Origin of the sequence: Pseudonocardia sp. C8 (genome assembly GCF_014267175.1) — a bacterium.
Lineage (GTDB): Bacteria > Actinomycetota > Actinomycetes > Mycobacteriales > Pseudonocardiaceae > Pseudonocardia.
Window position 1 is genome coordinate 49627 of sequence record NZ_JACMTR010000001.1, and the last position, 19777, is coordinate 69403.

The following is a 19777-nucleotide window of genomic DNA, read 5'->3' on the forward strand; positions in this document are numbered from 1 at the left end:
GCCACGGCCACCCTGCATCACACGGCCCGCGACCGCCGACGTGGTCCCTAGCTCGTGGCAGACCGGTGGTCCCTTCTTGCTGGCACGCGACACCTTTGTCACCGAAGGTGCTCCGGCCGACGACCCCGCGACCGCGCACTCAGGCCCGCTGGGACGCTCGGAGGCCGTACAGCCGTGCCGGCGGTCCATCGACCCCCCGTCCTGGCCGGTCGCCGCTCACAGCGGCCGAGGGGCCGGCCGGATGACACCCGAGACGAGACCGGCCCGGTCAGCCGCGGTCGAGTCGCTCTGCGATCCGGGCGAGGGTCTGCTCCAGCGAGTCGAACCGGGCTGCTGTGCTCTCCGCGACCTGATCGAGCTTCGCATCCAGAGCGTCGACCTTGCCCTCGATGCGGGCGCTGATCTCGTACAGGGAGTCAACGTCGGCGCCCTGCTGCCTGAGCCGGCGTTCCACCTCGGGGGACGACATGCCGGGGAGCGTACGTCACTGCGGGGCAGGCGATGACGGCGAAGGGCCGCCGTAAGCCGCCCGGGTCGCGCGCCCCGGGCGGCCGGGCCGGGGTCCCGGTCAGCTTCCGCACCGTGGAGTCGTCCCGTGATCTCCTGGACACCGCCGGCGCCCGGCAGGGCCGCGACCGGTCCGAACTGATCCGCCGCTACTGCTACGAGGGGCTCCAGCGGGACGGCCTGCTTTCGAGGGCCAGCACACGATGACCCGGCTGGGGACTGCCGCCGCGCTTCCCGGGCGTAACGCCCGCTGGTGCGGGCGCGAGTGGCCGCGCATGAAACGCGCCGCGGCAGGAGCCGCGCTCGTCGCGTCCCTACTTGTCGGCGCCCCCTCGGTCGTTTCATCAAAGTTGAGGATCCGCCGGAAGCTCGGTCATATATCCCCACCCATCTAGCCCTGCCGCCAAAGCTGCGCCGAGCGCTCCGAAGCTCCGCGATACGGCCTCGTGCCGAGGGCACCCCTGGGCGGTCATGGCCACGTCGAAGCTGTCGCCCGACGGGGGAGATCGCCACGAGGGACCGAGACCGCTAGTGGACGGACTCAGGCCGCTGGCGCGAGTTCGGCAACACGCACTTCGAGGCCGGCACGGGGACCCAGTCAGGCAGATGGAAGTTCGCCTGCGGCAGCCTCGGCTCCAGGGCCGTGCTGGTCGATCCAGTGCAGGAACTCCACGGTAGAGCCGTCAAAGTGGCGCCGGATGCGGTCGTGGATGGCCTTCTGGTCGTGGCCGGGGGCGAAGTCGCGGCGGGTCTGGGTGCCGCAGCCGCAGGCGCAGGCTCGGATCCGGTAGGGCTCTTCTTCGGGCAGGTCGACGTAGCCGACGGGGTTGCGGGAGACGGTTTCGAGGGGGGCGGGGCGGCCGAGGTAGGTGTCGCGGACGGGATGGCCGGGTTCGAGGACTCGGCCGGTGAAGCTGCGACGCCCGTCCGGGGCGGGCCCGGTGAGGGCGTCGATCTCGATCACGGCCAGGACGGTGCGGTGGGGGTCGCCGGTGCCGGCGACGACGAGGGCGAAGGTCTCGGTGTCGGCGCGGGGGCCGAGCTTCCAGGCCCCGCGGCCGGCTTCGTAGGCCTCGGTCTCGGTCATGCGGGGGAACCAGCCGTGCCAGTTCCGGCCCAGCGCGTCCGGCACGTCGAGGGCCTTGTAGGAGCCGATGCGCACGACGAGGGCCATGACGAGTCTCCAACCTACGGTGGCGTACCCGGCACCGACTGGTACGAGTCTAACACTGCGTTCCCGGGATTGGCAGTAACCGTGTAACGCGCGACTACCGGCCTGTCGGCGTGGTCGTGCTACGCAACAGAAGCACACTTATGTTGCGTAGCTCGTACCTGCTAGAGAGCGACACTATCCGCCATCTGAGGAGCAATCTGACAGACCTATGGGCCGAACTGCGGGTAGTCTCTCACCATGCCGGATGATGTGGGAGAGTCCGAACATGCGGAGGTAGTCGTCAATCGGGACGGCCGAGTGCTGATCCCTGCGCAGGTCCGTCGGGATCTCCGCCTGACCCCTGGGTCGACGCTGGTGTTGTCGGTGGAGGACGGGCGTGTGGTGATGGAGAGTCGGGAGCAGCTGATGGCCCGGATCCGACGCGAAGTGGCCGAGTCCTGGACCGGGTCCGCCGACACCTCCGCCGCGGACGAGCTGATCGCCGACCGGCGAGCCGAAGCCGCCGCCGAGGACCAGCAGCAGTGAGCCACCCGACCCCCGATACGCCCGCGGCCGGCGGTGACCGTCCGGCGGTGCGCGAAGCGTCCGCGGTGCTCGATGCGTCCGCGGTGCTGGCCTGGCTGCGCGACGAACCGGGCGCCGCGGTGGTCACCGACTACCTCGACGCCGCGGTGATCTCGGCGGTGAACCTCTCCGAGGTCCACCAGAAGCTCGCCCAGCACGGCGTCGACGCCGACCGCACCATCCGCCAGCTGCGCAGCCTCGGCGTCGGCGTCCGACCCTTTGATACCGCCGACGCGCTCGCCGCCTCCCGGCTCTGGCCGGCCACCCGCCCCGCCGGCCTGTCACTCGGCGACCGGTGTTGCCTGGCTCTGGCCGCCCGGCTGGACGCCCCCGCCGTCACCGCCGACAAAGCGTGGACCGCGCTCGACGTCGGCGTGAGTGTCGTACCCGTCCGGTAGAGCATGAACCCACGAACTGGCCGCAGACGGCGATGGATGAGGAACGAGCGCCGCATAGGCTCGTGCGGAAACCTCAGAGTGTGCCCCGCCTCGTGGCGGACGCGGATATTCTCCTGGTGCGGTCGGGACCTGTTGAGCTGCGCTCCGGCGCCCGACCGTCCAACTTGTACAAATCCTCTGCGTGACGTCGGAAGCACACGCCTCACCGACTGTCGTGGGCGGTCCTGAATCGTGGCAACGTGACGGCAGCCGTGTAGATCCCGGGTCCGGTCGGTGCGACGGACTAGCGTCGGAGACCGTGACCGACAGCCCTGCCGTTGCGCGTGCCACTGGTGGCGTCGCGCCGCTCGCTCCGGGCGAGAACGGACTGCTCGACGTCGGCGCGGGCGACGGGCCGCTGCCGGACGACGAGGCGGCCTATGTGGGAGCTTCCAAGGCGCCGGCGACGGTAGCGGCGTACCGGTCGGACTGGGCGGAGTTCGGTGACTGGTGCACCCGCGAGGGTCACCGGCAGCTGCCCGCTCCCCCGGCCGCGGTGTCCGGTTACCTGACGACGTTGGCCCGCGCGGGGGCGAAGGTCTCGACCATGAGCCGGCGCATGGCCGCGATCCGGTTCTTTCACGGCCTGGGGGACCTGCCCGATCCGACCAGCCCGGCCCGGGTCGCGGCAGTGTGGGAAGGGATCCGCCGCAAGCACGGCGCCCCACCGGATCAGGCCGACCCGCTGATGCCGCCGCACCTGTTCGACCTGGTCGCCGCGACCGCGACCACCCGTAGCTTCCGAACCCGCCCGGACGAGCCGGATCTGGCCGGTGCTCGGGACCGTGCCCTGCTGCTGATCGGGTTCTTCTCGGCGCTGCGCTGCTCGGAGCTGTGTGCCCTCACCGTGGACGATGTGCTGCCGCATGACCGGGGCCGAACTCTGGTCGTCCCGCGGTCGAAGACCAATCAGCGTGGCGATCAGGCCGAGCTCGTGATCCTGCCCTACGCCACGCATCCCGAGGCGTGTCCGGTGAGGGCTCTTGACACCTGGCTCGAGCTGGCCGGCGTCACCGACGGGCCGGTGCTGCGACGCGTCTCCACGGGGAACCGGGCCACTCCGGGCGGTCTGCATCGGGCCTCAGTGCACCGGCGGATCACCGCGCTCGTGTCGGCTGCCGGGCTCGACCAGCTCCCGAAGAAGCCGAACTACAGCCCGCACTCGCTGCGCGCGGGTTTCGTCACCTGGGCTCATCTCCGCGGAGCCTCGGATCGGGAGATCGCTGCGCAGACCCGGCATCGGTCCCTGGCCTCTGTCGGCGGATACGTGCGGGTCGCCACGGCCTGGGACAAGAACGCCGCGACTGACCTGGGACTGTAAGCAGCCTCGAACAGTTGTACGATTCTCTCGGCTGGCCGGGCGATCTGACCGCTGGTCTCGCCCGGGGAGGGGGTCGACATGAACCAGCAACGGCGCGAGCCGTTCTATGCCGGCGGCTCCGGGTGCGGGGCGATGGTCAGCGGGTCCGGAGGGCCCCCGAGCCGCTGCACCGGGGGTGCGACGTACGCCGGGCTGGTCATGTTTGCCACCGAGCGTCGACAAGAGGTCTGGTTGTCGTTCGCCTGCGAGCAGCACGTCGACCGGCTCGACGCACCGCGGCGGATGTTGCCGCGTGACCAGGCAGTGCGGGACGAGAGACGCAGAAACGAGCAGGCGGCCCGCTCTGCTCGGCCGTACACCCAGCCGAAGCCGCTGGCGCTCGGCCGGGAGGCCAGGGAGTTACATGCGAAAGCGCTTCGCTGGGCTGCTGCCCACACCGAAGCAGAGGAAGGACTGGTTCCGTGACGGACGACCCCGCCCCGACCGTTCGTAGCCGCGCGCTCGCCAGCGGTGTGCCCGAAGGGCGACTCGTCGAGCACCTGGAGCGGGGCACGCTCCGGCTCGACGGTGAGGTTGTGACCGACCTTGAGACACCGGCGCCGAGTGGAACACGGATCCACGTGGCGGCCAGCCAGTGACCGCAATGACCGCCCAATCCATGGTTTTGTCTCATCGCGGCGAGCCGAGTCGGGACAACACGCCCCGTGCGCGGTACAGCTCGTCGCCGGGAGTAGCGGCTCACCTGCGAGCACACTTTGGGCAGGCTCGCGGCGCGGCGGGACCCGTCGAGCTCGGCTCCGACCCCCGGCCGTCCAGGCCGCATTCCCTCGCCGCGCCACTTTCCTCCGGACCCCGGCTCGTCGCAGGTGAGCCGCGTCGACGCTGCGTGGACACCCGGACCCGCCTCTTGGGCCTCGTCCGCGATCCACTCGTGGGCGAGCGCCGAGCGGGGCGCGCTCGCGCGATCGCTCTCCGCCACCGGCGCCGGAGTGGGCGCCGACGAACCACCGCTGCTCGACACTTCGGCCCGGCTCAGGGCTCGACGAGCTGCAGGACTTTGCGGGCGTCGTCGAGGTCGTCCTGCCAGACCCAGAGCCGGTACGGCGGTTCGATCTGGTGGTAGCCGAAGCGCCCGAGGATCGTCCGGGTACGGACGTCGATACAGACCCGCCGGAAGGCTTGATCAATCCGCGCGCCCGGCGGGACCGGGGCCTCGTTCGGCCGGTCGGCGGCGCCGAGCTTGATACAGGCGCGGTACTCGTAGCCGAGCAGCAGATCCGCGCCGAACTCGGCCCACGCGCCGAGCTTGTTCTCCCACGCGGACTCGGCGGCGTGGACGGCGCGGGCGAGGTCCGCGTCGCGCGGCAGCGACGGGTAGATCGGGAACAGCACCGCCCAGCCGGTTTCGACCAGCTGCAGGTTGAACGTCCGCCGCCGCGGGTCATCCGGCGCAGGAAGCGGCGCCGTGAGCCATGGGGTGACATAGGCCAGCAGCCGCCCGTTCTCCTCGATGACCTCACCGGTCACCACGATCCCGACCTTCCCCACACCGGTGGCCGGGTCGACGACCAGGCGTTCGGCGCGCATCCGGGCGAACTCCTGCCCGGCCCGGGCCCCGGCACTCAGGTGTCGGGCCGCCGCGTCCGGGGTGAGCCGGTCGAGCAGATGCGCGCGCAGGCCCGGCTCGATCGCGTCGTAGACGCCGTCGGCGAGCCGCTGCCGGCACCGATCCAAGGTCGCCTGTGCGGTCGGCGCGCTGCCACCGACATGGGTCTCGGGGGTATCGATCGAGACCATCCGCACCGACTGGTCAATGTTGACCGTGTCGCCGTCGATACCGCGCAGCAGGGGCGCGTCGTAGACCCGCCGGGTGACGGGCCGGAAACCGAACGCGATCTCAGCCATGGGGGCACCGTCTTCCGCGTCCGAGCGCCAGGTTCGTGCGGGTCAGCCGCGACCAACGTAGAGAACCGTGAGCTCGTGTGCGTCGTCACAACTGTTGATCGCCGCCTGCGGGACTTGGCCAAGCGCGCGACCGTTCCCGGTCAAGGCCCGTGGCGTGGTGTGTGACGGCGTCCGCGTGATCGTCAGGGTCAGGCGCTCGACGCCGGGATAGTTGGGGGTGACTCGCCTGCTCTGCAGTGTCGCTGGCCGGGTCGCTGGCCGGGTCGCTGGCCGGGTCGGTGGCCGGGTCGGCGGCCGCGCAGGCGACGGCGTGGCCTGCCTCGCCGACCGGGCCGGTGATTTGCTCCCGGCAGGGCGCACTCATTCTTCGCCGGCGGAAGTCCCCGTAAGGGGCACACCATCATCTGCATGTTCACGGACGTCTTTCCTCGGTACCGGCCCGGGGCAATGGCGCACGGCGTCTCAGTCGGTAGCCTTGAGGTACCCCCCGCATGCGACGAAAGAGATCCCGTGGCACAGGTTCAGACCGTTCGTCTCGTCGACGACCTCACCGGCGACCAGGCCGAGGAGACGATTCTGTTCGGGATCGATGGCACGCAGTACGAAATCGACCTGTCGTCTGGCAACGCGAGCGCACTGCGCGACGCGCTGGCGCCCTTCGTGATGGCTGCCCGCAGCACCTCCACCCGCCCTGGCTCGGGCCACCGAGCTCGCCGGGCATCCCGCGCCAGCGACCCGGGCACGACGAGTACGGCGATCCGCCAGCGCAGCCAGGCCGTCCGGGCGTGGGCCCGCCAGAACGGCTACGCCGTCTCCGAGCGCGGGCGCATCTCGGCCGAGATCGTTGCCGCCTACGACGCCGCGAACAAGCCCACCGCAGCACAGCGGGGCACCGCAGTGCAGTTCAGCGGCTGACATCCCAGGGCCCTTGTGTCAACGGCCAGAGTGAATTCCCCGTTGGCGGCCAGCAGTTCTCCCCACTGGTGGCCAGTTGGTTCTCCCCGACGGCGGCCAGTTATCTCCCGCCTCGGGTCGAGTCCGGTGGTCAGGTCAAGGGGCTCACCCCCTTGCCGGAGGTGGCCTGGGCGAGGCGGTAGCTGTCGCCTTGGGTGACGACGATGTGGGCGTGGTGCAGCAGCCGGTCGACGGTCGCGGTGGCGAGGGTCTTGGGCATGATCTCGTCGAACCCCGAGGGGTGCAGGTTGCTGGAGACGGCCAGGGAGCGGCGTTCGTAGGCGGCGTCGACGAGCCGGTAGAACCCTTCCGCGGCGTCAGGGCTGACCGGGAGCAGCCCGATGTCGTCGATGATGATCAGGTCGGTGCGGATCAGCCGGGCCAGCGCGCGGGTGATCGAGTCGTCGGCGCGGTGGCGGCGGACGAACGCGCCGAGGTCCTCGATGGTGAACCAGGCGACGGTCATCCCGGCCTCGACCGCGGCCTGGCCGAGGGCCTCGCAGAAGTGGCTCTTCCCGGTGCCTGAGGGGCCGCAGACGCAGAGGTTCTCCCGTCGTCCGACCCACTCCAAGCTGGTGAGTGCGTCTTGGGTCGGGCGCGGGATGGTCGAGGCGGCGGCGTCCCAGTCCTGCAGAGTCTTCCCCGCGGGGAACCCGGCCCGGGCGCGGCGGGTGCGTAGATTCGTCGCGTCGCGGCCGGCCGCCTCCTCGGCGAGCAGGACCCGGACCAGCTCGGCGTGGTCCCACCGCTGCGCCCGCGCGGTCGGGACGAGCTCGAGCAGGTGACGGCGGATGTGCGGGAGCTTGAGCCGCTTGGTGAGCTCGACCGCCTCGGCCAGGGGATCACCGGCCGAGCCAGGGACTCCCGTCGGCTGCGTCGCGGCGGTCATGCGGACTCTCCTGTCGGTTCCTGCCCAGCGGCGGGCTCCGGTTCTGGCTCCGGGTCGGGGTGGACGCCGAAGCCGGACCAGGCCGCGGTCCCGGGTTGCAGGCTGTGGGTCTCGCTGGCCTGCGTGGCGGGCTTGGCGACGGTCTCGCCTGCTTGGTGGGCGAGGATGCGCATCAGGTCGTTCTCGGCGAACCGTCCCGCGATCGCCGCGGTCCCCAGCGCTTGGTCGACCTGGCCGGGTGGGTGCAGCTTGGCCAGCGCGACCGCCTCGGTCATCTTCCGGCGGACCCCGCGGGCCCCCGCGGCGGCGGCCTCGACCAGCCAGGCCGCCGCGCCCGGACCGAGAGCGAGGAACGCCGCCTCCGCCGCGCTGGTCGCACGCGGGATGCGTTCGCCGTGGGAGTTCGCGGCGGCGCTGCGCGGCGGGTAGTGGGCGTCGTCGATGACCGGGCTGCCCGGGGTCGAACGTCCGTGCCGGGCGACCTCGACCGCCCCCGCAGTGCCGTCGCTGCCGTCGCGGACTGCGGTGACGATGAGGTCGTCGCCGTGGAAGCGGACCCAGACCCGGGTGTCGACCAGCTCGTGCGGCACCGAGTAGCGGACCCCCTCAACCGAGACCGTGGCATCCCAGTTGACCCGCCGGGTGGTGCCGAACGCGACCGTGAACGGCTGCGAGGGCAGCGGATGCAGCCGCAGCCGTTCCTCCGCGAGCATCTCGGCCGGTGGCCGCCTCGTCTCGCGGTGCGGGCGGGTATTGACCTTCTCGCACCAGTCTCGGCAGGCGGCCTCGAGCTGGCCGAACAGGCGATACTCCGCGGCGAGGTTGACCTCGGTGGGGACCAGGTCGGCCTTGGAGATCCGCACCGTGGCCTCGCTGCCGCCCTTGGACTGCGGGTCGGCCGGCACACAGGTGCGGATGGTCATCCCGTAGTGGCGGGCGACGTGCACGATCTCCGGGTTCCGCACCGCGACTCCGGCGACGTGGTCGACCGAGACGGTGCGCTCGTTGTCGGTCAACGCGTAGGTCGGGACCCCGCCGACGCGGCGCAGAGTGGTGTCCAGGCAGGCCACGATCGTGGGCAGGGTGCGGTCCCAGACCGCGAGCACCACCCGGAACCGCGACCAGGCCAGCCAGGCGCACCACAGGTTCGTCCGCCGCCCGCGGATCCGCGGGCCCTCGGCCCAGTCCCACTGCAACCACAGGCCCGGCTCGGGCACCCACGGGCGCAGCACCCGCCGCCGCCCGGCCCGCAGCCGGGCCTTCGCCTCCGCCACCGCGCGGCGGGTGGTGCGTCCCCCGCCGGTGAAGCCCATCGCGGTGATCCGCTCATGCACCACATCCGCGCGGACCCGCCCGTTCGAGCGGGCCACCAGCTCCTCGATCTTGGCCAGATAGGCGTCGATCGGTCGGGCCCGATGCTCGCGCGCCACCACCGGCTCCCCGGCCGCCCGCAGCGCCACGTATCGGGCCACGGTGTGGTGGTCACACCCGGCCAGCTCGGCCGCCGCACGGTAACTGCCCGTGAGGTCGTAGGCCTCCAGAATCTCCACGATCTCCTCGCTCCGCTTCACCGGCAGACCCTCGCCGCCGGTCACCTGCTCTGGATCACCGGGGAGATATCTGGCCACCAGCGGGGAGAACGCCGGCCATCACCGGGGCGGTAAGTGGCCGCCTACGGGGAGTCTGGACTGGCCGCTGTCACCCTTGTTCGGCAGTGCAACTGGCACTGCGACGCCAGCTTTGGTAGCCCTGATCGAGGCCATCCGAGTGATCCCGCCAAGTGAGTGACGTCGACCTCGACGGCATCGAGGCCGGGAGTGGAACGCGTGTCGTGATGACCCATGTAGACGCCGAGCTACCCGCGGCAAACCGAGGTCGGCGGCGGACTCACCGGCAACGGTCTGGCGGTGCGAGTCGACGTGGCGACGCATCGACGTAGGTCACTCAACGCCGGCCCCGTCGTGACCACGTCGCCGAGCGGCGTCGTGGCGCTGCTGATCTGCATCGTCCGTCGACGAGCACAGCACAGAGTTCGGTGTGACGCAGGTCGAGGCACGTGGGGCGGGCACGGACACGATCGCGCGGGGCTTCCTCGCAAAGGCGGGGTGCAAATCGCAGTGCGAATATCCGCTACGTCATCGACGTGGGCCGGTAACGGCGCTGAGCAAAGTTTGCGGCACATGCTCGCCCGCGGGCAGCTCGACTGCCGGGGCCTGAGTAGCGAGACCTGGCGTCGTGACCACCGCTGCGGAGCCGGCGCGGTCGGCCCTGTCGAGCTGGCTCCGGCGCTCGGTCCGCCCGGGCGCGGTGGGCCGGGCTGCCATGCTCAACCCGGCCCATCTCGACCGCGTGACGCCCCGGGTCGCCGCACGACCGTGGCGATCGCCTACCACGCTCCCCGACGCCGAAAACCCGGGTCGTCCCTCGCTGCGCTGCGCGACCGTGTCACGTCGTCACCGGGACCAGCGATCCGACGGTGTCCGACACCTCCAACAGCTTCTGGCCTCCGAGGTGGATGCGGCCTACAACAACCGACCGGGTGGCGCGATGATCTTGCACCGACCGGGGTGGGCAGGGTTACCCGGTCAGCCGACGCGAGCTTGCTGAGACGGCCTGAGCGGGACCGGTGGGCCAGCCGAGCACCCCAGCCGGGCGCAGCGCGGCCCCGGACATCCCCGTGGTCACACTCGTCGGGCGGCACGCGCGGCAGCCGGATCCCGGTCTGACAGGGGCCTAGCTCGGCCAGCGCCCACCTCACCAGGTTCAGGTCGATGAACAGCGGGCTATGCAGACCGCGCCCGGCCCGGAGTGGTCCGGCGCAGGCCGAAACGATGGGAATTACTCGACCACACTCGTGCTGCGCGGGGACGTCGCCACCCTCTCCGAGGGCGACCCCGTGCCCGCCGAGGTCGAGATCAACGGGCGGGTCGACTACGACACGGTGATCGGCGGGTCCAACTCCGCGGTGGACACCGAATGGTCGCGTTGCGCTAACCGGCTATCCCCCGACGTGCTCGGCCGAGCACCGGGTAGTCACGAACCACGATTCCGGCCGGGCAACGGCGACCCCCGCCGGACACCAGGTCCGGCGGGGGTTGTTACGCCCCGGCGAAGGCCATCACCCGGCCCCGAGCCAGGTGCCACGACGTCGTCGACCCCTTTGTTGCCACCCTCGCGGCGGACATGGTCGGCCGCGTGACAGCTACAGCGATCACACTCCTACTGGCTGTCGCCGAGTTCTTTATGACGTTCCCGCTGTCACGAAGTTGCCTTCAGCTTTTTCAGCGACCGCGAACGCATCTGCGACCCGCAGCAACCAAGCGACGTCACGAGAGCGGGTCTCGGCTCGACTAATGGGGATGGGATGCGGATCGTCTACCGGATTGCCGGCACGCTTGGCGCGTAGCGCGCCTCGAATCAACGCAACAGCCACGACTGCCTCGTCGGCGTCGTTGCCGCCGTTCTGCTGTCTCGCGTACTCGGCCACCGCAGGGTCAAAGTAGCGCTCCAGGAGAACAAGGCCGTCGCGGATTTCCAGTTCACGCCGATAAAAGCGACCGCCAACCCCACGGGTTCCACGGTAGGCCAGGTCAGGAAACTCTGCAGTGATTGCCTCCCACAAGGGGGTGACTCGCCGGGAGTTTCGCGCCTGCCGAACAGCGATGCCGAGTGCGGTGATCGCTCCCACGACGAGCGGCAGGAGAGCGCCGATGTAGAACGACGTGTGCCCGAAGCGCACGCCGGTCGTGATGAGCGGCTTCAGAGCTGTGAGGGCCGGTACATACTCTGGAACGAAGCGGGCAAGAACCTCGCTCGTGAGCTTGAATATGTCCGAGACGAACCGCACTACCTCGCCGACACCGATGATGACTATTCCGATGTAGAACGCGATCTGCGCAGGCGCCGGCCGCCGAGTAGGGGCTTCGTGCGGAATTGCTGGCGCGGAGCGTCGGTGCCGAATCCAGGACGCAATCAGCTGGCGAGTCCAGTTGATAACCCGCGCCGCGACGATCGCATAGTAGCCGATGAGCACGATGACGAAGGTGAATGCAGCGTCATTGTGCGCATAGCTGGGACTCGTCAGGTCACCGCCCTGCGCCTCGGTAGGAACAAGCAACCAGGCTACGACAGCGATGGCGGCGACAGTCGCCGCACCGAGGTACTCGCGATGCAAACGCGGATTCCGCGCGCCCGCTACTCCGTGAAGCGTCAGCCGGAAGAAGCAAATCTTACACAGGGCGGACGTGACGGTCAGCAGGTTGAGCACAAGCACGAACACGTCGGGCTTCTCTGACATGCCGCTGAGGAGTCGGTTGAGAGCGAAGGCGACGAGGCAGGCCGTAAGGTACTGGAATGCGCGGTCGTGCAATACGCGGCTCAGTAGAACGAGGACCACTCCGGCCCCCGCCCACGCGATGAATTGACTGGTAACCGTACCCATTAGACCGCTGGTAATCTCTGGGCCCGCTGCGATCAGGTACAAGATAAGTCACATCCAGCCACGGTGGTACGACAGCGTTCGGTAAATCGTGTTCGATGCGCCGAGTTCCCCGGACAGATGCGTTGGCGCACGACCGGGAACGATCGCCCATTCGAGGAATGTAGTGGCGATGAATTCAACCGCGTGCTCTTGAGGGTCGTCGTAGCACAAGCGGCGGCGAATGCCATGCCCGTTGGCCTGAGCACCACCCCCGAAGGTAGCCACGATCCGGGCGATGTCTTCAGCCTCGCTACTGTCGTATCCCCCGTAATCAGGATCGTCCCCGTCGAGGTGGCCGCACAGCACGTGGCCCAGTTCATGAGCGAGCGAGTGGTCCCGATGCCACGGCGATGTGTGCTCACGCCAGGCGATCACATCGACCTCGGGCAGCGAGAAACTCACTGCCAGGCCCTCGGTGAGCGGATGCTCAACCAGCCTGATGGGTCGCCCCCGCAAATTGCCGATCGGTCCAACAAGGTCCATCACGGCGAGCGGAGGTGTCACCTGAAGGCTTTGGAGCAGATTGCGGCAGGCTGCTCGCAGCGCCCGATTAGGCTTCTGACTCCTCACTGGTACCCCCGTCCGGCGGATCATTCGTTACTCGTTGTAGCCGTCGGGGGTTGCGCCACCTGGACCGACGATCGGTACCGTCTCGCGTCGTGCGAGATGCCGCAACGCCCGAACCGTGCGAGCCGTTCCTGCTGACAGCCGGCCAGGTGATCGTGGCGCCCGACCAGCCGGTTCTGCCCCGGGGCGCCGTCCTTGTCACCAGTGATGGACGGATCGGCGACGTGGGCCCCGAGGCGGCGATGGCGGAGCGGCATCAGGGCACCCGTCGGCTGGAGTTTCCGGCCGCCACGGTTCTCCCAGGCCTGATCAACGCACACGTGCATCTGGCGTTCGAGGCCACCGCCGACCCGGTCGCCGCGTTGCGCCGTGGCGATCACGCCACAGTTCGCGGCACCATCGCCGCGCACGCTCGCACGCTGCTGGATGCGGGCGTCACCACGGTTCGCGACCTGGGCGACCGCGACGGCCTCGTCGGAGAGTTCCGCGATCAGGTCGCTGCCGGCACGGCGGTCGGGCCTCGGGTGCTGAGTGCCTACGCTCCTCTTACCTCGCCACAGGGCCATTGCTGGTTTCTTGGTGGCGAGGTTTCCGGCGTATCGGCGGTGCGTGCTGCGGTACACGAGCAGGCCGATCGCGGAGCCGATCTGATCAAGCTCATGGCCGGCGGCGGCCGGCTGACACCCCTGGCAGCTCCCGTGTGGGAGAGCCAGTTCAGCCTCGAGGAACTGCGCGCAGCGGTGGAGACTGCACACGGTCGTGGACTCCGAGTTGCGGCCCACGCACACGGCACGGACACGATGGCGCTGTGCGCCGAGGCCGGCGTCGACACGATCGAGCACGGTGGGTGGCTGACCGGTCCGACCGCCGAGCCGCGCTGCTACGAGCCGCGCGAGGACATCGCCGACCTCATCGCGGACCGAGGTATCGCTGTCTGCCCCACTCGATTCCGGAACTGGCGCAGCTGGCCGCCCGAGGCCGGGCTTGACGGCCTCATGAAACGTCTGGCATGGATGCGGTCGCGTGGGATCGCGTTGATCGCCGGTACCGACGCTGGAGTAGGCAACGGCAAGTACGACGATCTGGTTGAAGCCCTGGGCCTCTACGTCGCCGCCGGCTGGTCCCCGAGCGAAGCCCTTGCCCTGGCCACGACTCGTGGCAGTGCGGCACTCGGCCGCGAAAGCGACGTCGGCCGCGTCGCTCAGGGCTGCACCGCCGACCTCCTTGTCGTCGACGGTGACCCGCTTGCCGACCTGGAAGCACTGCGCGCCGTGCAGTGCGTCGTTGCCGGGGGACGTCTGCATCATCCGCATCCTGTCGATCCTTCGTCCCGTCGTGCCGACCTGCCGGGGTGCTGCTGAGCGCGGCGGGCAGACCCACCGACGGTGGCGGCGTCCGGGCACGGTTCTCCGACTAGCTGTTGGAGTTGGCATCTCGTTCTGTGGATGACTCCGCCTCGTCGGTCTCCGCGAGCGTGTCGGCAATGGCGAGGATCTTCTTCTGCATCTCCGGGCTCATCGATCCGTACCGTCCAGCGAAATGACGGACACCGCGATCCGCGAGCTTCGCGCTCATCTCACGTTCCTCGGCCAGCTGACGCTCGAGCGTTTCCAGCCGGTTCGCGTCCTCGGCGTCGCGCCACGGCTGGTCAACAGGGGTGCTTGCTTCGAAGTAGCTCAGCGTGATCGGGACATTCAGCTTGCCCGAGAAGTACGTCGCCAGCGCCTGAAGATGCTGGAACGTCGGGTTGGTCCGAGCCCCCGTCCGCAACTGCCACAGATACGGCGCCGAGATCGTCGGCCCACCGGCAGCCTTGATCTCCCTGGCAATGGAATCGTAGCTCGGACGACCAGCAGCGACGATCAGTGCGTCGATCTTCTCACTCAGCTCAGACACATAGTCCTCCCCCAAGGCGCCGGGCACGATCCCGCGTGGGCTGCCCGGCGCCGTAGCCTACAGGCTCCCGAGTAGCTAGCGATAGACGACTACCGCTGCTGTTATGAACGGCGACAGCGGAGCGTAGGCGCAGGCACTCTATTTGCGATCATCTATCAGTATATGCTGTCGTTGATCGCATGGCCGTCGCTATTTACACCAGCTAACGCTGGCTGGTACAACCCTCACCGCACAACCCAGGCGCCGCCGACAGCCGCGACGCCTGCAGCAGACGCGACGACTCGGGAGGAGGCGACTGTGCGTCCCACCGGCAGACGACATCCAGGGGCGGCCACGTCGGAGCCAGCCGGGAGCCTGGCGCACACCTGTGAACCGCCCCTTCCCTCTGGCGAGTCGCCCCTGGAGCCCTCGGTAGGGGTATTGCTCGGCCGCGAGCAGGCGCGTCACCACGACGAATGGGTCGCGACACGGCGCCAACTGCGCGGCGCGCTCGACTGCGCCCCCGACGAACTAGTAGCTCAGCTGGAGCGCGACTTGACGGCCGCTGCTGCCGCGGCGATCACGGCTCTTCAGACGGTCAGGACTACAGCGGCCGGTGACGTCAGCTTCGCCGAGGGAGTCAGCACACGTGCAGAGCAGCCGCTCGCAACCGCGACAGCAGCGCTGCGGTCGGCGCTCGCGTCGCACCTGGCCTTGGAGGCACAACTACGAGCGTCCCAGGGTCAGGTCTCGTGATCGGGATGTTCGGTGGTGTGCATGGCGTGCAGGTCAGCGACAACGCGCTCCAGCGCTTGCCGGGTTTCGGGCTGCAGACGGCCGATGGCACGGACCAGCCCGTGGAGCTGGCCCTGGCGCACGATCAACAACAGCTCGTGCTCCTCTGCCGTGATCTCGTCGTACGGGCTGTCGTCGAGGAGATAGGCCGGCGAGACTCGGTAGAAGCGAGCGATGGCCTCCAGCGTGGATTTGGACGGGTTCGTCCCGCGCCCGAGGCGCAGCGCGTTGAGGTTGGCTCGCGAGACCGAGCCGCCGAGCGCGCGGATGCCGGCCACGGTTTCGTCAAGTGTGTAGGGACCGCGACCCTCGGGGTGGACCGTGCGAGCGAGGTGGTCGAGCTTGTCGACCAACGTGCGGGGCTCGACGTCAGCCTCTTCAAGACCCCGGGTCTGCGACCGGGGCCGCGACGAGGAACGGACCGGACCGATGCCTAAGGCGCGCACTCGCCCCGCGCCACAGTGGAGGACCGCACCCGGCCTGGGTACCTCAGCCCCCGCCGCCGCGGCCCCGACGCAGACCGACGAACCGGCGCCACCTGCGCCGGCATCCCCTCGGTTCGTACCGTTCCGGCCGCCGGCGCGGGAGGCGAGCCCGCTGCGGGATGGCGGTGCGGCTGCCCAGCACCGCGACGACGAGGGCGCTGCCGGGCCTGCGCTGTACACCCACGCCACGGCGGTACCGCCGCGGACCCCGAAGCCCGAGCCTGAAGAGGCCGAACCCGCGAGCGCGCCGGAGGCGCCCACTGAGGGCAGCGACACGGAGCCGCCCCCTGAGCGGTCGGTCGACGCTGCAGCAGCGCCCGGCCCGGGCGCTGCGGACGCCGAGCTCGCCGCGCCGCAGGTGCGCTTGGCCGCCGGCTTCCCGGACCATGCCCCGGACAACGACCCACCGACGTCGACTGGGAACGGGTCCGGCAGTCGTCAGCCGCGCAGTGGGCTCGCTCGCTACTCCGGGGCCGAGGAGTCGTTCACACGCTCGGTGCGGTCACTGGAGCCAATCTCTGATCTGGAGGCGACCGCGTTCGCAGGGCGGTTCGCCGCGGACTTCCAGTCCTTCGACGAGGATCAGCCCACCCGCCGCTCAGAGGTGCTCCGGCCTCTACTTGCTGACCCCCAGGCCAGCACCTGGGGGTGGTCGGGCGAGGGCAGGCAGCGCGCCGATTCACCGCAGCCGAACCGGATCTACCGGCGCTCGGATGTGGTGGTGTTCGTCGAGGTCGTCGTGCGAGTCACGCCCTATGCGCGCGCCTGCCCATCGCCTGACCCCACTACGACGGCCCAGGGTGATGTTCCCGCACCGGCCGGGCTGCTCGGCCCGTCGAGCGCTCCCCCGCCGGCCGACCCGGCCTGGGTCGCCGGTGGGTCGAGCTGGGTCCGGATGACCGTGCCGATCACCCGAGCCAACGATGACGGCCGGCTGGTCGTCGACCCCCACCTGGTCCCCGACCCGTCCTCCGCGAGGTAGCAGCTCATGACGTCGACGAACCACACCCGGCCCGAGTCCTCCAACCAGACACCGTGGACACCGGACAGCGCCAGCCTTGCATGGATGTCCGCCCCTGCCGCGCCGTCATCGGACAGTTCGACTGCCCGCCCCGACGCGGCGAGCGAGGCACCCGCCGTGCCCGCATCTCCGGCGCCGGAGCCGCGTCCAGAGCAGCTCTCGGCGTCGGCAGCCCCGCAGGCCGAGCGGTCGTCTCCTGCCCCCCGCGTCCAGGACCATCGGGAATCGCGGCGGCCGACGGCCCCGACCACTCCCCCGCCGTCCCGGGAGCCGCAGCGTCAGCCGGTCACGAGTGGGCCGGTCGAACGCGCCCCCGGGTACCCGGCCGGGGGTGGAGGGTCTGAGCCGTTCGTCAATGCGGTCCGGGCCCGGGCGACCGCACCACGGCAGGGATGGCGGGCGGCGTTCTACAGCCTCACCGGCGGCCGCTGGAATCCCGGATTGTCCCCGGCCGAGCAACGGCTCATCGAGCAGCAGCGCAAGATCCGCACCCCGATGGACGGGCCGCACTCCGTGGTGGTCAGCTCCCTGAAGGGCGGCGTGGGCAAGACGACGACGGCGGCGCTGCTCGGGCTGAACCTCGCCGAGGGACGCGGCGAGCGGGTCGTGGCCGTGGACTCCAACCCCGACGCCGGGACCCTCGGCGACCGCCTGGTCGGCGAGCAGGAAGCCGCGCAGCTGACCGTGCGCAAGCTGCTGCAGAACCTCGACCAGGTCCGCTCGTTCTCGGATCTGTCCCGCTACGTGCATCTGGTCGACCGGTTGCAGGTGGTGACCTCCGAGCAGGAGCCCGAGGAGTCCGAGGCGTTCTCGCAGAAGGACTACGAAGCAGTCCTGGAGGTCCTTAGCCGGTTCGCGCAGGTCCTGGTGACCGACTCTGGTACCGGGATCACGCACTCGGCGATGCAGGGCGGTCTGGCCCGCTGCGACTCGCTGGTCATCGTCGGTTCGTTGACCCAGGACGCGGCCTCCCGTGCCGCGAAGACGCTGAACTGGCTGTCCCGCCGCCGCTGGGCGGATCTCGCGGAGAACGCCGTAGTGGTGCTGTCCCAGGATCGCAACAGCTCGTTCATCGACGAGCAGCCGATCCTGGACCACTTCCGGTCCCGCTGCCGCGCGGTGCTGACCCTGCCCGCGGACCCACACCTGCACGCCGGTGGGCAGATCGACCTCGACGCCTTGCGGCCAGCGACCCGGGACGCGGCGATGGAGATCGCCGCGACCGTGGCCGAGGGCTTCTACGGCTGCCCGACCTCGCTCGGCCGTCCGGCGGGGGATCGTCGCTCCGACGTGGCCTGGTGATGAGCACCGCCCTGCTGGCGCGGCTCGGGTGGGTGCTGACGCTGTCGTCGACGCTTGCTGCGTTCGGTGTGGCTCCGACCGCGCCGCCGGACAACGTCGACTGCGGGTTCCGGATCACCGCGGTGCACGTGCTGGCCGAGATGACCGGCGACACCTCCCCGCGGGCCGAGCGGATCCGACGAGCGCTGATCGACGCGGGCGCGAACGAGCCGGGGTTCGTCCCGGAGTCGTGCTACGACACGGGGTCGGGCGGCGGCGGATCGCCCGGGAGCGCCGGCGGCGGCGGCCAGGGCACTGGGGCCGGTGGCGACCAGAGCGATTCCGGGTCTGGCTCCGATCAGCCGGGGAACGGCGGTGGCGGTTCTGGTGGCGACCAGGACGGATCTGGCCCTGCTTCCCCGGCAGGTTCGGATTCTGGAACCAACTCGAGTCAGCAGGGCCAGACGGCGGCGGAGGCGTTCGGTTGGGGAGAACCGGCGAAGGTCGATGACTTCGAGAACGGCCTGGAGGGGTGGAACCTCTACGACGGACCCGGCCACGGCGGTAACGGCACCCGCTCCCCCGATGCCGCGTCGGTGTCCGACGGGATCCTCACGATCAACGGCACCGGTGACGGCACCACGGCTGGGATGGCCTGGGCGGACAGTTCCCAGCAGTACGGCCGGTGGGAAGTTCGCATGAAGGCACCGACGGGTTCCCCGTCCTACAACGCGTTGGCGTTGCTGTGGCCCACAGCGGAGAACTTCCCGGTCGGCGGCGAGGTCGATTTCGCCGAGATCATGGACCCGGACCGCAAGAAGGTCGAGCTGTTTCTTCACTATGGAGCCGACAACTCCCAGGTCCACGGTGAGGTCGAGGTCGATGCCACCGAGTGGCACAACTACGCCGTCGAGTGGACCCCCGAGGCCATGACGGCCTTCGTGGATGGCAGGGAATGGTGGAAGTCCGAGGACACGAGCATCTTCCCGCCGGGTCCGATGCATCTGACGCTCCAGCTGGACTGGTTCCCCAAGGGCGACAGCGAAACCGGTCAGGTGCATTACGACTGGGTTCGGATGTGGCCACTCGGCGAGGGAGAGGGCGCCTCGACCGGTTCTGCCGGGAGCGCTGGTTCCACTGATGCCGATTCCAGCACGACGATCACCGATGAGGTCAACAACTGGGGTGGGCGCATGCACGGAATCCGCTGACCCGTTGTCCATCCGGTTGTAGTGAGCACCCCCGATCACATCACGGAGTCCTGTATGCCTCGCTCACGTCGGCCCGCCTGGGCCGCTCACGTTCCTCGACGCTCCTACGCACCCGCGCTTCGACGTTCGACTGTTGCGATGATCGCTGCCGGCGCGCTTGTCGGTGTCACCGCGTTGTCGGCCAGCCCGTTGCCGGCTGAGCTCGGTCTGACGGCCGAGTCGTGCAACGAGGGCAAGGCGGTGCGTCAGCTGGCGGCTGCGCGGGAGACCCGTGTGCAGACCCGGGCGTTGCTCTCAGATCTGGCGGTGAG

Annotated in this window: 19 protein-coding genes; 10 read left to right on the top strand and 9 right to left on the bottom strand. The window is 69.8% G+C overall.

Annotated features, from left to right (window positions below; genetic code table 11):
* Positions 1-268 precede the first annotated feature (268 nt).
* Positions 269-469, bottom strand: coding sequence for a hypothetical protein (locus H7X46_RS00275; protein ID WP_186357475.1), 201 nt, complete (start codon positions 467-469; stop codon positions 269-271).
* A gap of 32 nt (positions 470-501) precedes the next feature.
* Between H7X46_RS00275 and H7X46_RS00280 the strand changes: the two genes are divergently transcribed.
* Complete coding sequence (locus H7X46_RS00280; RefSeq protein ID WP_186357476.1) at positions 502-714, top strand: hypothetical protein; 213 nt, start codon at positions 502-504, stop codon at positions 712-714.
* A 391-nt stretch (positions 715-1105) separates the two neighbouring features.
* On the opposite strand, the gene H7X46_RS00285 is transcribed toward H7X46_RS00280, so the two are convergent.
* The gene (locus H7X46_RS00285) at positions 1106-1681 is read right to left on the bottom strand and encodes a hypothetical protein (RefSeq protein ID WP_186357477.1); all 576 of its coding nucleotides are present in this window, start codon (positions 1679-1681) and stop codon (positions 1106-1108) included.
* Positions 1682-1918: 237 nt separating this feature from the next.
* Between H7X46_RS00285 and H7X46_RS00290 the strand changes: the two genes are divergently transcribed.
* The 4 genes from H7X46_RS00290 (at position 1919) to H7X46_RS00305 (ending at position 4468) form a co-directional block, all read left to right on the top strand.
* Entirely contained in the window at positions 1919-2206 is a 288-nt protein-coding gene (locus H7X46_RS00290) for an AbrB/MazE/SpoVT family DNA-binding domain-containing protein (protein ID WP_186357478.1), read from the top strand.
* A 47-nt stretch (positions 2207-2253) separates the two neighbouring features.
* Positions 2254-2643: a type II toxin-antitoxin system VapC family toxin gene (locus H7X46_RS00295; RefSeq protein WP_186357479.1), complete on the top strand. Its 390-nt coding sequence runs from the start codon at positions 2254-2256 to the stop codon at positions 2641-2643.
* A 298-nt stretch (positions 2644-2941) separates the two neighbouring features.
* On the top strand, positions 2942-4003 hold the full coding sequence (locus tag H7X46_RS00300) for a site-specific integrase (protein WP_186357480.1): 1062 nt from the start codon (positions 2942-2944) through the stop codon (positions 4001-4003).
* Positions 4004-4081: 78 nt separating this feature from the next.
* On the top strand, positions 4082-4468 hold the full coding sequence (locus tag H7X46_RS00305) for a hypothetical protein (RefSeq protein ID WP_186357481.1): 387 nt from the start codon (positions 4082-4084) through the stop codon (positions 4466-4468).
* Between the two features lie 567 nt (positions 4469-5035).
* Here H7X46_RS00305 and H7X46_RS00310 read toward each other — a convergent pair.
* Positions 5036-5908, bottom strand: coding sequence for a thermonuclease family protein (locus H7X46_RS00310; protein ID WP_186357482.1), 873 nt, complete (start codon positions 5906-5908; stop codon positions 5036-5038).
* 510 nt (positions 5909-6418) lie between these two features.
* On the opposite strand from H7X46_RS00310, the gene H7X46_RS00315 reads away from it, so the two are divergent.
* Positions 6419-6823, top strand: coding sequence for an Lsr2 family protein (locus H7X46_RS00315; RefSeq protein ID WP_186357483.1), 405 nt, complete (start codon positions 6419-6421; stop codon positions 6821-6823).
* A gap of 130 nt (positions 6824-6953) precedes the next feature.
* Here the strand turns inward: H7X46_RS00315 and istB are convergent, their stop codons facing one another.
* From istB to H7X46_RS00335, 4 genes are all read right to left on the bottom strand, one after another.
* Complete coding sequence (istB, locus tag H7X46_RS00320) at positions 6954-7751, bottom strand: IS21-like element helper ATPase IstB (RefSeq protein WP_186357484.1); 798 nt, start codon at positions 7749-7751, stop codon at positions 6954-6956.
* Positions 7748-9322 (bottom strand): IS21 family transposase, encoded by a 1575-nt coding sequence (gene istA / locus H7X46_RS00325; RefSeq protein WP_186357485.1) that lies wholly within the window; start codon positions 9320-9322, stop codon positions 7748-7750. Before istA ends, istB begins: the two co-directional genes overlap by 4 nt.
* Positions 9323-10992: 1670 nt before the next feature.
* Positions 10993-12048: an MAB_1171c family putative transporter gene (locus tag H7X46_RS00330; RefSeq protein ID WP_222131138.1), complete on the bottom strand. Its 1056-nt coding sequence runs from the start codon at positions 12046-12048 to the stop codon at positions 10993-10995.
* A gap of 192 nt (positions 12049-12240) precedes the next feature.
* A complete protein-coding gene (locus H7X46_RS00335) occupies positions 12241-12735 on the bottom strand; it encodes an ImmA/IrrE family metallo-endopeptidase (protein ID WP_186357487.1) in 495 nt (164 codons plus the stop codon).
* Positions 12736-12890: 155 nt separating this feature from the next.
* Between H7X46_RS00335 and H7X46_RS00340 the strand changes: the two genes are divergently transcribed.
* Complete coding sequence (locus tag H7X46_RS00340; RefSeq protein WP_222131139.1) at positions 12891-14159, top strand: amidohydrolase family protein; 1269 nt, start codon at positions 12891-12893, stop codon at positions 14157-14159.
* A 52-nt stretch (positions 14160-14211) separates the two neighbouring features.
* Here H7X46_RS00340 and H7X46_RS00345 read toward each other — a convergent pair whose 3' ends face one another.
* Entirely contained in the window at positions 14212-14694 is a 483-nt protein-coding gene (locus H7X46_RS00345; RefSeq protein ID WP_186357488.1) for a hypothetical protein, read from the bottom strand.
* Between the two features lie 722 nt (positions 14695-15416).
* A complete protein-coding gene (locus H7X46_RS00350; protein WP_186357489.1) occupies positions 15417-15821 on the bottom strand; it encodes a transcriptional regulator in 405 nt (134 codons plus the stop codon).
* Positions 15822-16449: 628 nt separating this feature from the next.
* Here H7X46_RS00350 and H7X46_RS00355 point away from each other — a divergent pair.
* From H7X46_RS00355 to H7X46_RS30325, 3 genes are all read left to right on the top strand, one after another.
* Entirely contained in the window at positions 16450-16935 is a 486-nt protein-coding gene (locus tag H7X46_RS00355) for a hypothetical protein (RefSeq protein WP_186357490.1), read from the top strand.
* A 480-nt stretch (positions 16936-17415) separates the two neighbouring features.
* Positions 17416-18276 (top strand): MinD/ParA family protein, encoded by an 861-nt coding sequence (locus H7X46_RS00360; protein ID WP_255426039.1) that lies wholly within the window; start codon positions 17416-17418, stop codon positions 18274-18276.
* The gene (locus H7X46_RS30325) at positions 18276-19466 is read left to right on the top strand and encodes a glycoside hydrolase family 16 protein (RefSeq protein ID WP_186357491.1); all 1191 of its coding nucleotides are present in this window, start codon (positions 18276-18278) and stop codon (positions 19464-19466) included. Before H7X46_RS00360 ends, H7X46_RS30325 begins: the two co-directional genes overlap by 1 nt.
* Positions 19467-19777 lie beyond the last annotated feature (311 nt).